This window comes from Pseudomonas reactans, assembly GCF_013387025.1.
GTDB classification, from domain to species: Bacteria; Pseudomonadota; Gammaproteobacteria; order Pseudomonadales; family Pseudomonadaceae; genus Aquipseudomonas; species Aquipseudomonas reactans.
This window is the reverse complement of the sequence record NZ_JACAQP010000028.1, coordinates 13,737-27,258: the sequence shown is the minus strand read 5'-3', so window position 1 is coordinate 27,258 and position 13,522 is coordinate 13,737. Positions and strand designations below refer to the sequence as shown.

9 protein-coding genes are annotated in these 13,522 nt (G+C 62.8%); 1 reads left to right on the top strand and 8 read right to left on the bottom strand.

All coding sequences use genetic code 11. The annotated features are described in order from the left end of the window. Nucleotides 1-5 precede the first annotated feature (5 nt). The 8 genes from HX793_RS22990 to HX793_RS22955 all read right to left on the bottom strand — a co-directional run bounded on the left by HX793_RS22990 (nucleotide 6) and on the right by HX793_RS22955 (nucleotide 8,144). Nucleotides 6-239: a DUF6124 family protein gene (locus tag HX793_RS22990; RefSeq protein WP_177096598.1), complete on the bottom strand. Its 234-nt coding sequence runs from the start codon at nucleotides 237-239 to the stop codon at nucleotides 6-8. A 562-nt stretch (nucleotides 240-801) separates the two neighbouring features. Further along, nucleotides 802-2,442 carry a BatD family protein gene (locus tag HX793_RS22985; protein ID WP_177096601.1) on the bottom strand — a complete coding sequence of 547 codons (1,641 nt, stop codon included), beginning with the start codon at nucleotides 2,440-2,442 and terminating at the stop codon, nucleotides 802-804. Beyond that, complete coding sequence (locus tag HX793_RS22980; protein ID WP_177053145.1) at nucleotides 2,439-4,178, bottom strand: tetratricopeptide repeat protein; 1,740 nt, start codon at nucleotides 4,176-4,178, stop codon at nucleotides 2,439-2,441. The genes HX793_RS22985 and HX793_RS22980 overlap by 4 nt, the downstream gene beginning before the upstream one ends. Next, nucleotides 4,175-5,263 carry a vWA domain-containing protein gene (locus tag HX793_RS22975; RefSeq protein WP_177096603.1) on the bottom strand — a complete coding sequence of 363 codons (1,089 nt, stop codon included), beginning with the start codon at nucleotides 5,261-5,263 and terminating at the stop codon, nucleotides 4,175-4,177. Before HX793_RS22975 ends, HX793_RS22980 begins: the two co-directional genes overlap by 4 nt. Beyond that, complete coding sequence (locus HX793_RS22970; protein WP_028616472.1) at nucleotides 5,256-5,750, bottom strand: DUF4381 domain-containing protein; 495 nt, start codon at nucleotides 5,748-5,750, stop codon at nucleotides 5,256-5,258. The genes HX793_RS22975 and HX793_RS22970 overlap by 8 nt, the downstream gene beginning before the upstream one ends. Then, a complete protein-coding gene (locus HX793_RS22965; RefSeq protein WP_025857778.1) occupies nucleotides 5,747-6,679 on the bottom strand; it encodes a DUF58 domain-containing protein in 933 nt (310 codons plus the stop codon). The genes HX793_RS22970 and HX793_RS22965 overlap by 4 nt, the downstream gene beginning before the upstream one ends. 5 nt (nucleotides 6,680-6,684) lie before the next feature. Then, nucleotides 6,685-7,644 (bottom strand): AAA family ATPase, encoded by a 960-nt coding sequence (locus HX793_RS22960; RefSeq protein WP_003174327.1) that lies wholly within the window; start codon nucleotides 7,642-7,644, stop codon nucleotides 6,685-6,687. Between the two features lie 146 nt (nucleotides 7,645-7,790). Beyond that, the gene (locus tag HX793_RS22955) at nucleotides 7,791-8,144 is read right to left on the bottom strand and encodes a hypothetical protein (protein WP_177053147.1); all 354 of its coding nucleotides are present in this window, start codon (nucleotides 8,142-8,144) and stop codon (nucleotides 7,791-7,793) included. A 490-nt stretch (nucleotides 8,145-8,634) separates the two neighbouring features. On the opposite strand from HX793_RS22955, the gene HX793_RS22950 reads away from it, so the two are divergent. Continuing rightward, nucleotides 8,635-13,503, top strand: a complete 4,869-nt coding sequence (locus tag HX793_RS22950; RefSeq protein WP_016980168.1) for an NAD-glutamate dehydrogenase — start codon at nucleotides 8,635-8,637, stop codon at nucleotides 13,501-13,503. The last annotated feature ends 19 nt before the right edge of the window (nucleotides 13,504-13,522 follow it).

Genomic DNA, 13,522 nt, shown 5'->3' with positions numbered 1-13,522 from the left:
CGGAATCAGGGGAGTTTCAGGCATTCCAGTGCGCGGTCGGCCAGGGTTTTGGCACTGTTGATCAAGTGCTCGGTGGCACCAGCCATGTAGCGCTGATCACTGCTCAACGCCTGGGTGGTGCCAGCAGCGGTCGCGGCGGCGCAGCGCAGCAGGTCGCAGATCTGGGTGAGGGCGTCTTCGAAGCTGAGGTCGTGGTGGACGGTGAAGGTGGGCGGTGGGTCGGGGACGATTTTGTTCATGAATGGATCTCCTGACAAAGTTGGGAGCCATTCTTTTGGCGATCTCACTCGACAAAAGGTGGCAGCTATGTGCGGGGTGAGATTACCGGGCAGGAGCAACCGGTCGGACCGAAGTCCGCCCGCACACAGCCGCCATAAAGCATGTTGCTCGCGGTTGTGGCGCTTGGCTTCCTGTTCACAGGATCTCACCCCTGATCGCTGATATGCAGCGACGGAGCGAAGGCTAGCCAGTGGAATGAGCAGGCGCAAGGCCGTGGGATTGTCTAGGAAACTTCCTGCAAATTAAAGCGATATGGATTGCTGGCCTTTAACAATGCATGACACAGGGTTTGCCGAGCAACCTGACTGTGGTGAGCAGGCCTCTCGTGGTGAGCGGGCTTTCTGTGGCGAGCGGGCTTGCCCCGCGTTGGGCTGCGCAGCAGCCCCAAAACCTGCCAACGAGGTCTGGCTGAATGATTGAGTCGTCTGGATTAGGGCCGCTTCGCGCCCCAACGCGGGCCAAGCCCGCTCGCCACAGAAAGCCCATTCACCACAACAAGCTAGCTCACCACAGCAAAGTGGGTTATTTGGGGTAAAGCGGCGGCAAACTGGTGGTATCCGCCGCTGGATCCACCTCACGCTCAGCCATCGGAATCGCCTTCACCGCACGCCACAGGTCCTCACCCAGCCAGAAATGCCCACTCTCGCTGTACAGCGCGCCATTCAATCCATCCAACGCATCCGACAACGGCACAAACCGCGCGGCCATATCGGCCAGCGTTTCCGGCTGTTGCCGCGCCCAGGCGTCGAGGGCCTGGCGTGTAGCTTGCGGGTCGTTGGCCTGGGTGGCGCGCTTGAGATCGTCGAGCAGGGTGCGCGGGCTCGGGCCGGTTTGCGCGGCGCGCAACACGGCCGGTTGCCGACGGGCACGCCACCACAAGCCAAAGCCCAGCAGGGTGGTGCAGGCGAGGATCAACGTGCTCAGTTGCCACAACCACAGGCGTTCATCGTCCGGCGCGGTGATCACGGTCGGCGTGGCGGGTGTGTCCACGGCCAGGCTCGGGTTGATCGCAACCTGTAAGGTGCGCGCTGGCAGGCTGGTGCGCTCCAGATGATCTTCGTGGGTGTTCCACCACACCACCTCCACGGCGGGCAGTTCCAGGCTGCCGGCGCGGGTGGGCACCAGGGCTTCGCGGTCTTCGCGGCTGCCGATCAGGCCACGGTCTTTGGTCTGGTTGCCCAGCACCGGTTGGTCCGGGTAGCGGCGCAGGCCGTTGATGTCGGTGCTGGGCAGGGCCGGCAGTTGCGCGCTGGACAGGCCCTCGGCCTTGACCGTGAGGCTGCGGGTCAGGGAGTCGCCGACCTGCACATGCTCAGGCTCCGGGTTCCAGTTTTCACTCAGGGTCAGGCTGCGTGCCGGTAGCCATGGCGTATCGGCGGGGTACAGCGCAGGCTTGGGCTTGACCACCAGCGGCAACTCTGCGGAACTGACGTGGATCAGTTTGCCGGGCTTGGTGCCTTGCAGGGTATTTTCCTGGGGCGGGCGCGACTCCACCAGTGTCGCGCTGAAGGTCTGCGCCGGGATCACCAGCGTGCCGCTGTGTTGCGGATAAATCGCGTAGCGGGTTTCGATCACGCCGTGGCGGATGCTGTTGATGACCTTTTCGTAGGTGCGCGACTCGCCCAACTGCTCCACGCGCGCATCGGCAATCTGCAAGGGCGTGAGGCTACTGTCGTCATACAGCGACACCGAGTGGTAGACGCGCACGGTCAACAGCGCCTGGGCCTGGACGTAGACGCTGGTCTGGTCGAGGTTAGCTTCGACAAACACCGGCGCGAGCTCGGCGGCGGTGTTCTGGCTGGCGGTTTCGACCACTTGCAGGCTGATCGGCTGGGTCTTGTACTCGCCCACTTGCAGGGGCGGGATGACCACTGTGCCGTTTTCCTTGGGCAACAGGGTGATGATCCAGCGCGTGGTGGCGTGGTTATCGCCGCCAAGGGTGGTGAGTTGGTTGATCTGGCGCGTGCCGCTGACTTCGAACTGCGCATCCAGCGGCGACAGGTCGGGCTTGCCGAACTGCGTGACATCACTGGATTCCACCGTCAGTTCCACCGTTTCCCCGGAATTGACGCGGCTGCGGTCGACGCTGGCGGTCAGGTTCGCCGCCTGGGCGTGGCCTGCCGAGAGGGCGAGCAGGAGCAGTAGGGTGGTGCGGCGGCTCATCGAGTCTTGTCCTGATGTTGTTGCTGTTCGTACCAGAATTTGCGGCGCAGCAGCTCGCCGGGGTTGTCCGGGATCTCCTGCAGCCATTGCTCCAGGGCCTGGCGGTGCTCACCGTCGAGGCTGGCATCATTGGGGCGCAGCGGCGGGGTGGTGGTCTGTTCGTCACCCAGTTCGCTGCCCGGCACTTCGTTACCCGTGGTGTGCGGCGTGTTGCCGGGTTGGGTGTCGTCAGTCCCGGCTTCGCCTTGCCCTTGGGAGGACGGCTCGCCACCTGTGGCGTTTTGCCCACTGGCGCCCGGTTGCGCAGTTTGGCCGGGTTGGGTGGTTTCGTCATCCTCGTTTTTTGCAGGCTCGGTGGGTTCCGGTTCGGCCTGTTCCTGCATCAGGGCTTCCACCAACGCCTTGTTTTTCAGCGCTGGTTGCAGGTCGGGCTGGGCTTCGAGGGCCTGTTCGTAGGCGTCGATGGCGGCTTCCAGTTCGCCGGACTTGGCCAGGGCGTTACCCCGATTGTAGTGGGAGTAGGCGTCATTGCCTTCGGCAAAGAGCTTGATCGCCTCGGCATAGTTGCCTGCTTCGTAAAGCGCCACACCTTTCCACTGCGGGTCTTCGAAGTGTTCGGCAGCTTCGGCGGGGCGTTTTTTCTTCAGCAGGTACTGGCCTTGCTGGTCGGGGCGCAGCCACAAGTCCTGCAAGCCGAACGCGTAGCTGGGCTGCGGCGCGCTCAACAGCAGCAGCGGCAGGCAGAACAGCCAGCCACGCCGCCCGGCGCAGGCAGCGAGTAGCAACAAGGGCAGGAGCAGCCAGTAACCCTGGTCGGCCCAGGTGTCGAGGTGCAGCAGTTGGCCGTCGTTGCGCAGGGTTTGTGGCGGGTCGAGCACGCCGAGTTGACGCAGGTCCTTGTCGTCCAGTCGCGCAGCGCGGTAGCGGCCGCCCATTTCACTGGCGAAGGCCTTGAGTGTCGGGCTATCGAGGCGCGGTACCAGGATCGCGCCTTGTTCGTCCTTGAGGAACTCACCGCTTTCCTGGGTCACAGGGGTGCCTTCACGGCTGCCGATGCCAAGGATCGACAGGGTGGGCGCCTGGGCGCTTTGTAGCAGCAGACGAATGCCCTGGCGTTCCTGTTTGGACAGCGACGAACCAATCAGCAGCAGGCGACCCTGGCCGAGGCCACCTTGCTTGAGCAGGCCGAGGGCTTTCTCGACGGCCAGGTCGGCGCGATGGCCGGGCTCGGGCATGATCGACGGGCGCAGGGCTTCCAGCAGGTTGCGGCTGGTGGCCAGGTCGTCCGAGAGTGGCACCAGGGTGTGGGCGCTGCCGGCATACACAACGATGGCGGTTTGCGCATCGGTGCGCGCCTGCAACAGGTCGTACAGCTTGCGGCGTGCCTGCTCCAGGCGGTTGGGCGGGCTGTCGGTGGCGAGCATTTCCGGGGTCAGTTCCAGCAACACCACCAGCGGGTCGGAAGGCTTCTGGCTGGACTGCTCCACACGCTGCCAGCTCGGGCCAAGCAATGCCAGCACGGCCAGCAGCCAGGCAATGCCCAGCACTATCCACGGTGATTTGCTTTCACGGCCGTTGCCACCACTGAGCAGCACGGCGTGGAAGGCCGGCGGCAGGATCATTTGCCAGCGCCCGGCGCGTTTTTGCCGGTGCCACAGGTGCCACAGCAACCAGCCAAGCAACGGTAGCAGCAACAACCACCACGGACGGAACCAATGCGGCCACAGGTCGATCATCGACGCCTCCGCAAACGCAGGCGCTTGAGGCGCTGGCGCCACTCAGGGTGTTGTTGCAGGAAAATGCCCTTGCTCGACAATTTGTTGAACAGCCGTTGCAGCGCGTTGTTCGGCCAGCGCTCCTGAATCACCAGCAACATGCTCAGCACCAAGGCCAGGGCCAGCGGCGCGCTGTACAGCGCCAGGGCCGGGCGCGCTTGGGTGGGTTGCTGTTCGACCGGTTCCAGTTGGTCGAGGGTTTCTTTGATCGCCTGCAACTCTTCACCATCGCGGGCACGGAAGTACTGGCCGCCGGTGGCTTCGGCGATGGCCTTGAGTGCTGGTTCGTCCAGGTCCAGGCTCGGGTTCACGCCCAGGATGCCCAGGGAACCGGTTTGTTCTGGGTCGGCACCGATGCCGATCGGGTAGATCTTCACGCCTTCCTCAGCCGCCAGGCGCGCGGCGGTCAGCGGATCGATCTGCCCGGCGTTGTTGGCGCCGTCAGTGACCAGGATCAGCACGCGGCTCTGCGCCGGGCGCTGGCGCAGGCGTTTGAGGGCCAGGCCGATGGCGTCGCCAATCGCGGTGTTCTTGCCGGCAATGCCGATGCGCGCTTCGTCCAGCCAGGTACGCACGGTGCGACGGTCAAAGGTCAGCGGCGCTTGCAGATACGCCTGGCTGCCGAACAGGATCAGGCCGACGCGATCACCTTCGCGCCCCTCAAGGAAATCGCCGAGCAGGTGCTTGACCAGGCTCAAGCGACTCACGTCCTCGTCCTGCCAATTCATATCCGGGAAGTCCATGGACCCCGACACGTCTACCGCCACCAGCAGATCACGGCCACTCGCGGCAATCGGCAACGGTTCGCCGAGCCATTCCGGCCGAGCTGCAGCGGTCAGCAGCAGCAACCACAGCACCACGAACGGCGCTTGCTGGCGCCAGCCGGGCAGGTTGACGCGAGCGCGGCGACGGGCCAGGCCTTCAAGGTCGCTGAGGTAGCTGACTTTCAACGCGGGCTCGCCACTGTCGGCGGCCGGCAGCACAAGGCGCATCAACCACGGCAAGGGCAACAGGGCAAAGGTCCACGGCCAGGCGAACTCAAACATGTTTGCGAATCCAGGTGTCGACGGCCTGGGTCAGGCCGGCGATGGCCTTGTCGTCGAGTTTGCATTCGGGTTTGTAGGCGCCTTCTACCAAGACCATCCAGCGCGTGAGGCCAGCAGCGGGGCAGCGGTTGTCGAGGAATGCCAGCCATTTGCGGCCGTTGAGGGTGTGGCTCTGGCTGTAGGGGTAGTCGTTGCGGCACAGGCGCTTGAGCAGGCCATTGAGCTGTTGCAACCAGGCGCCGGCGGGCGCGCCATCGTAAGGCTTGGGCATTAACGCAAGCTCTGCCAGGGCGGCGATGCGCAGCGGGTCCAGCGGTTGTTCGGCACGGGCGATGGGGCGGCGGGTCGGCAGAAAACGGCGCAGTGACCACAGGCCCCAGCCGAGCAACGGAATCACCAGCAGCAACAGCCACCAACCCGGCGCGGGCGGCCAGAAGCCGATGGCGGGTGGGGCGATCAGCGGTTGCAGTTGGTCAAGGCTGCTCATTGTTTTTTAACCGGACGTTGCGGGTTGAGGTATTCGCGCAGTTGCTCGACCATTTCGCTTTGGGTGCTCAGGGGCATCAACAGCACGCGCAGTTTCTGCGCGAGCAGCTCCCAGCGCGCAATGCGCGCTTCGGCCTGGGCCTTGTAGGCCTGGCGCAGGTCGAAATTCAGCGTGTCCAGTTCCAACTGGGCGCCGCGTTCGGCGAAACGCAGCAGCCCGGCGGCGGGCAGGGCATGGTCGAGTGGATCCGAGATCGGCAACAGCAGCAGGTCACAATGCCGCGACAGCAAGCTGAGCTGTTGCTCGGCACCTTCGGTCAGCGCGCGCTCATCGCAGATCACAATCACCAGGCTGCCGGGACGCAACACTTCGCGGCCACGGCGCAGGGCCATGCCGAGGGCGTCGGCTTCGGGGCGGCTTTCGGTGCTCAGGCTCTGGTTGACGCGCACCAGACGGTTGAGCAGTTGCAGCAGGCTTTGCTTGCTGCGGCGCGGCTTGATTTCGTAGTGCTCGTTGTCGCCAAACACCAAACCGCCCACGCGGTCGTTATGCCCCAGCGCGGCCCAGCCGATCAGGCTGGCAGCCTGGGCGGCCAGCACTGATTTGAACATCTGCCCCGAGCCGAAAAACAGCCGGCAGCTTTGCTCCACCATGATAAAGATCGGCCGTTCGCGCTCTTCATGGAACAGCTTGGTGTGCGGTTCCTGCGTTCGCGCCGTCACACGCCAGTCGATGGTGCGCACGTCATCCCCAGCCTGGTACACGCGCACTTGGTCGAAGTCCACGCCACGCCCGCGCAGCTTGGAATGGTGCAAGCCGATCAATGGGCTGCGCTGGCTCGGCGTGGAAAACAGCTGCACTTCGCGCACGCGATGGCGCATCTCGATCAGCTCGCTGAGCGTGACGCGAATTCCATCGCTGGCGTTCATGGGTTTCAAGCGACGGCAACGACGTCGAGAATGCGCTGCACCACACGGTCCTGGTCAATGCCAGCGGCTTCGGCCTCGAACGACAGGATGATGCGATGACGCAGCACATCGAACAGCACCGCCTGGATATCTTCCGGGCTGACGAAGTCGCGACCGGCCAGCCAGGCATGGGCGCGGGCACAGCGGTCAAGGGCGATGGAGCCGCGTGGGCTGGCGCCGTAGGCGATCCACTCGGCCATTTCCGGGTCGAACTTGGCCGGCGTGCGCGTGGCCATTACCAGTTGCACCAGGTATTCCTCCACGGCGTCGGCCATGTACAGGCCGAGGATTTCCTTGCGCGCGGCGAAGATGGCCTGCTGGCTGACACGCCGCTCTGGCTTGGTTTCGCCGTTGAGCGCTTCGCCACGGGCTTGTTGCAGGATGCGTCGCTCGACGGCGGCGTCCGGGAAGCCGATTTTCACATGCATCAGGAAACGGTCGAGCTGGGCTTCGGGCAGCGGGTAGGTGCCTTCCTGCTCGATGGGGTTTTGCGTGGCCATCACCAGGAACAGCGGCGATAGGTCATACGTGCTGCGCCCGACGCTGACCTGGCGCTCGGCCATGGCCTCCAGCAAAGCCGACTGCACCTTGGCCGGCGCGCGATTGATTTCGTCCGCCAGCACCAGGTTGTGGAAGATCGGCCCTTGCTGGAACACGAAACTGCCGGTTTCCGGGCGATAGATCTCGGTGCCGGTGATGTCGGCGGGCAACAGGTCGGGGGTGAACTGGATGCGATGGAACTGCGCTTCGATGCCTTCGGCCAACTCTTTGATGGCCTTGGTCTTGGCCAGGCCCGGCGCGCCTTCCACCAGCATATGGCCGTCGGCGAGCAAGGCGATCAACAGGCGATCGATGAGTTTTTCCTGGCCGAGAATCTGCGTAGAAAGAAAGGTTCGCAGCGCAAGCAGCGCTTCACGATGTTCCATCGATGACGGTTCCTGGAGAGATGAGCCCGGTGGTCGAGAAAAAACGCCGGGCTTGGGAGCCTTACTTTAATGCATCGAAGGGGCTGGCGACTAACGGCGTAACGGGTATTTTTGGCAAAACTTGTAGCATTTTTGTGTGGAAGGCTTCACGCCCGAATGTAGGTGCCAGTGCCTTTGAGGATGTTTTGCAGGGTTTCCTCGACTTCGGCCAGGTCCGACGCACTTGTGGCGTGGGTGATCTCCAACTGGTCCTTGCCGCCCAGTGCATCGGCATCGCCTGCGGCCAGCTCAACCAGCAGGGTTGTGGCGCCCAGGGTGACTTTCAGCCCGTCGAGGGTCGACGGTTCGTAATCCCAGGTCAGTTCCACTTCGTCTTCATCCGGGTAGCGGGTCAGCATGAACATCTCGCCGTTCTTGCCGTGACAGCACAGCATCGCCATGTTGTCTTCTTCGTCATCGCACGGGGTGACCATCAGGGCGTCGGTTTTCAGCTGCAGCATGGGGAATCCTGTCTGGGATAAGGCGTAATGCGGGCAATTGTGCCATTGCGGCGAATTTTGTGCTGCATCCTGTGTCAGACCCAGTGCATGACCTGAGGGGCAAAATCAGTCATTTCTGGTACTCGCAGGCCGTTCAATAGGCGGTTTTTTGGTTGGAAATAGCGGGTTGCCCAAGTCGCAACCCCACGCCTGCTTACCGATGACCGAATATGTCGCAGCGTCGCAAGCAGTGGGCTTCCCACACTCGTTAAGCTGCGCAACGGATGTGCATGAGCCAGGCGCCTGACCTGCCCGTCGTACCGTCACCCGGCAAGGTGCGCATCTTATGGAAGTTGTATGTGACCTCATTGTCTTGTCCAGCTTCACCCACCTGTCACCCTGATTCGCTAGTGTGCTTATATCAGTACCAGCGAACAGCGCTGACGGTCTCCCCGCAAGGGGATAACACGCGACGCTTCCATCAATAACAAGCCCAAGCGGAGTACCACAGATGGCGTTCTTCACCGCAGCCAGCAAGGCCGACTTCCAGCATCAACTGCAAGCGGCACTGGCGCAGCACATCAGTGAACAGGCACTGCCACAAGTGGCGCTGTTCGCTGAACAATTCTTCGGCATCATTTCCCTGGACGAACTGACCCAGCGTCGCCTTTCCGACCTGGCCGGTTGCACTCTTTCTGCGTGGCGCCTGCTTGAGCGCTTTGACCACACCCAACCGCAAGTGCGGGTCTACAACCCCGACTACGAACGTCATGGCTGGCAGTCGACCCACACCGCGGTCGAAGTACTGCACCATGACCTGCCATTCCTGGTGGACTCGGTCCGTACCGAGCTGAACCGTCGCGGCTACAGCATCCACACCTTGCAGACCACCGTGCTCAGCGTACGCCGTGGCGCCAAGGGCGAGCTGCTGGAGATCCTGCCAAAAGGCACCCAGGGCGAAGGCATCCTGCAAGAATCGCTGATGTACCTGGAAATCGACCGCTGTGCCAACGCCGCCGAACTGAATGTGCTGAGCAAAGAGCTTGAGCAGGTATTGGGTGAAGTGCGCGTGGCCGTGGCCGATTTCGAACCGATGAAAGCCAAGGTCCAAGACCTGCTGGCCGGTATCGACGCCAGCCAGTACAGCATCGACGGCGAAGAAAAAGCCGAGATCAAGAACTTCCTCGAATGGCTGGTGGGCAACCACTTCACCTTCCTCGGCTATGAAGAGTTCGTGGTACGTGACGAGGCCGACGGCGGTCATATCGAATATGACGCCGATTCGTTCCTCGGCCTGACCAAACTGCTGCGCGCCGGCCTCACCGCCGACGACCTGCGCATCGAAGACTATGCCGTGGCCTACCTGCGTGAACCGACCGTGCTGTCGTTCGCCAAGGCTGCGCACCCGAGCCGCGTGCACCGCCCGGCGTATCCGGACTACGTGTCGATCCGCGAGATCAGCGCCGACGGCACAGTGATCAAGGAACACCGCTTCATGGGCCTGTACACCTCGTCGGTGTATGGCGAAAGCGTGCGGGTGATTCCGTACATCCGCCGCAAGGTCGCGGAAATCGAACGCCGCTCCGGCTTCCAGCCCAAGGCGCACCTGGGCAAGGAGCTGGCGCAAGTCGTTGAAGTCTTGCCACGTGACGACCTGTTCCAGACCCCGGTCGACGAACTGTTCAGCACCGTGATGTCGATCGTGCAGATCCAGGAACGCAACAAAATCCGCGTATTCCTGCGCAAAGACCCTTACGGTCGTTTCTGCTACTGCCTGGCCTACGTGCCACGCGACATCTATTCCACCGAAGTGCGCCAGAAGATCCAGCAAGTGCTGATGGATCGCCTGAAGGCTTCGGACTGCGAATTCTGGACCTTCTTCTCCGAGTCCGTGCTGGCCCGTGTGCAGTTGATTTTGCGGGTTGACCCGAAGAACCGCCTGGACATCGACCCGCTGCAACTGGAAAAAGAAGTGGTGCAGGCGTGCCGCAGTTGGCAGGACGACTATTCCAGCCTGGTGGTGGAAAGCTTCGGCGAGGCCCACGGCACCAACGTGCTGGCGGATTTCCCGAAAGGTTTCCCGGCCGGTTACCGCGAGCGTTTTGCCGCACATTCGGCCGTGGTCGACATGCAGCACCTGCTCAGCCTGACCGAAGCCAACCCGTTGGTAATGAGCTTCTACCAGCCGCTGGGCCAGGTTTCCGGCCAGCGCGAGCTGCATTGCAAGCTCTACCACGCCGACACCCCGCTGGCGCTGTCCGACGTGTTGCCGATCCTGGAAAACCTCGGCCTGCGTGTGCTGGGTGAATTCCCGTACCGTCTGCGCCATGCCAATGGCCGTGAGTTCTGGATCCATGACTTCGCGTTCATCGCCGCCGAAGGCGTGAACCTGGACATCCAGCAGCTCAACGACACCCTGCAGGACGCGTTTGTGCACATCGTGCATGGCGACGCCGAAAACGATGCGTTCAACCGACTGGTACTCACCGCCGGCCTGCCATGGCGCGACGTGGCGCTGCTGCGTGCCTACGCCCGTTACCTGAAGCAGATCCGCCTGGGCTTCGACCTGGGTTACATCGCCAGCACCCTGAACAACCACACCGACATCGCCCGCGAGTTGACCCGGTTGTTCAAGACCCGTTTCTACCTGGCGCGCAAGCTCACCAGCGATGACCTGGAAGACAAGCAGCAACGTTTGGAGCAAGCGATCCTCACCGCCCTGGACGATGTTCAGGTGCTCAACGAAGACCGCATCCTGCGTCGCTACCTGGACCTGATCAAGGCCACCCTGCGCACCAACTTCTACCAGACTGACGCGAACGGCCAGAACAAGTCGTACTTCAGCTTCAAGTTCAACCCGCACGCGATCCCTGAACTGCCCAAGCCAGTGCCGAAGTTTGAAATCTTCGTGTACTCGCCACGGGTTGAAGGCGTGCACCTGCGCTTTGGCAACGTCGCGCGCGGCGGCCTGCGTTGGTCCGATCGTGAAGAAGACTTCCGTACCGAAGTACTCGGCCTGGTAAAAGCCCAGCAAGTGAAGAACTCGGTCATCGTGCCGGTGGGTGCGAAGGGCGGCTTCCTGCCGCGTCGCCTGCCACTGGGCGGCAGCCGTGACGAGATCGCGGCCGAAGGTATCGCCTGCTACCGCATCTTCATTTCGGGCCTGTTGGACATCACCGACAACCTGAAGGACGGCGCCCTGGTGCCACCGGCCAACGTCGTGCGTCATGACGACGATGACCCGTACCTGGTCGTCGCAGCGGACAAGGGCACTGCGACCTTCTCCGACATCGCCAACGGCATCGCCATCGACTACGGCTTCTGGCTGGGTGACGCGTTCGCGTCCGGCGGTTCCGCTGGTTACGACCACAAGAAAATGGGCATCACCGCCAAGGGCGCGTGGGTCGGTGTGCAGCGTCACTTCCGTGAGCGCGGCATCAACGTGCAGGAAGACAGCATCACCGTGGTGGGCGTCGGCGACATGGCCGGTGACGTGTTCGGTAACGGTTTGTTGATGTCCGACAAGCTGCAACTGGTCGCAGCGTTCAACCACCTGCATATCTTCATCGATCCAAACCCGAACCCGGCGACCAGCTTCGTTGAGCGTCAGCGCATGTTCGAGCTGCCGCGTTCTGCCTGGACCGACTACGACACCAGCATCATGTCCGAAGGCGGCGGCATCTTCTCGCGCAGCGCGAAGAGCATTGCCATCTCGCCACAGATGAAAGAACGCTTCGATATCTCGGCCGACAAACTGACCCCGACCGAACTGCTGAACGCCTTGCTCAAGGCACCGGTGGACCTGTTGTGGAACGGCGGTATCGGTACCTACGTCAAGGCCAGCACCGAAAGCCATGCCGACGTGGGCGACAAGGCCAACGACGCGCTGCGCGTCAACGGCAACGAGCTGCGCTGCAAGGTAGTGGGCGAGGGCGGTAACCTCGGCATGACCCAGTTGGGTCGTGTGGAGTTCGGCCTCAATGGCGGTGGTTCCAACACCGACTTCATCGACAACGCCGGTGGCGTGGACTGCTCCGACCACGAAGTGAACATCAAGATCCTGCTCAACGAAGTGGTGCAGGCCGGTGACATGACCGACAAGCAACGCAACCAGTTGCTGGCGAGCATGACCGACGAAGTCGGCAACCTGGTGTTGGGCAACAACTACAAGCAGACCCAGGCCCTGTCCCTGGCTGCGCGCCGTGCCTACGAGCGTGCCGCCGAGTACAAGCGCCTGATGAGCGACCTGGAAGGCCGTGGCAAGCTGGACCGCGCCATCGAGTACCTGCCGACCGAGGAGCAGCTCACCGAGCGCGCCGCGAATGGCAAGGGCCTGACCCGTCCGGAGCTGTCGGTGCTGATCTCCTACAGCAAGATCGACCTCAAGGAAGCGCTGCTCAAGTCCCTGGTGCCGGATGACGATTACCTGACCCGTGACATGGAGACCGCGTTCCCACCGAGCCTGGTCGCCAAGTTCTCCGAGGCCATGCGTCGCCACCGCCTGAAGCGTGAGATCGTCAGCACCCAGATCGCCAACGACCTGGTCAACCACATGGGTATCACCTTCGTTCAGCGACTCAAAGAGTCGACCGGCATGAGCCCGGCGAACGTGGCGGGCGCTTATGTGATCGTGCGTGACATCTTCCACCTCCCGCACTGGTTCCGTCAGATTGAAGCCCTGGACCACCAGGTTTCCGCTGACGTGCAACTGGAGCTGATGGATGAGCTGATGCGCCTGGGCCGCCGTGCTACACGCTGGTTCCTGCGCAGCCGTCGCAACGAGCAAGACGCTGGTCGTGACACCGCGCACTTCGGTCCGCACCTGGCAGCGCTGGGCCTCAAGCTCGACGAACTGCTGGAAGGCCCGACCCGCGAAGGCTGGCAGAACCGCTACGGCAAATACACCGAAGCCGGTGTGCCGGAGTTGTTGGCGCGCATGGTTGCAGGCACGACGCACCTGTACACCTTGCTGCCGATCATCGAAGCCGCTGACGTGACCGGGCATGACGCCGCCGAAGTGGCCAAGGCCTACTTCGCCGTCGGCAGCGCCTTGGACTTGCCGTGGTACCTGCAGCAGATCAGCGATCTGCCGGTGGCCAACAACTGGCAGGCCCAGGCCCGTGAAGCCTTCCGCGATGACGTGGACTGGCAGCAACGCGCAATCACCATCTCCGTGCTGCAAATGGCCGACGCGCCACAAGACATGGAAGCCCGCGTGGCCCTGTGGCTTGAGCAGCACAAGGACATGGCGCAGCGTTGGGTGGCGATGATGGTGGAAATCCGTGCCGCTGTGGGTACGGACTACGCCATGTACGCGGTGGCCAACCGTGAGTTGCTGGACCTGGCGTTGAGCGGTCAGTCGGTGCTGCAACCGGCTTGATTTAGCTGTAAGACAAAAA

Bases quoted from the DNA above. Each gene is read 5' to 3' on its own strand.
- HX793_RS22990 (WP_177096598.1), bottom strand. From the start codon at position 239: ATGAACAAAATCGTCCCCGACCCACCGCCCACCTTCACCGTCCACCAC.
- HX793_RS22985 (WP_177096601.1), bottom strand. From the start codon at position 2,442: ATGAGCCGCCGCACCACCCTACTGCTCCTGCTCGCCCTCTCGGCAGGC.
- HX793_RS22980 (WP_177053145.1), bottom strand. From the start codon at position 4,178: ATGATCGACCTGTGGCCGCATTGGTTCCGTCCGTGGTGGTTGTTGCTG.
- HX793_RS22975 (WP_177096603.1), bottom strand. From the start codon at position 5,263: ATGTTTGAGTTCGCCTGGCCGTGGACCTTTGCCCTGTTGCCCTTGCCG.
- HX793_RS22970 (WP_028616472.1), bottom strand. From the start codon at position 5,750: ATGAGCAGCCTTGACCAACTGCAACCGCTGATCGCCCCACCCGCCATC.
- HX793_RS22965 (WP_025857778.1), bottom strand. From the start codon at position 6,679: ATGAACGCCAGCGATGGAATTCGCGTCACGCTCAGCGAGCTGATCGAG.
- HX793_RS22960 (WP_003174327.1), bottom strand. From the start codon at position 7,644: ATGGAACATCGTGAAGCGCTGCTTGCGCTGCGAACCTTTCTTTCTACG.
- HX793_RS22955 (WP_177053147.1), bottom strand. From the start codon at position 8,144: ATGCTGCAGCTGAAAACCGACGCCCTGATGGTCACCCCGTGCGATGAC.
- HX793_RS22950 (WP_016980168.1), top strand. From the start codon at position 8,635: ATGGCGTTCTTCACCGCAGCCAGCAAGGCCGACTTCCAGCATCAACTG.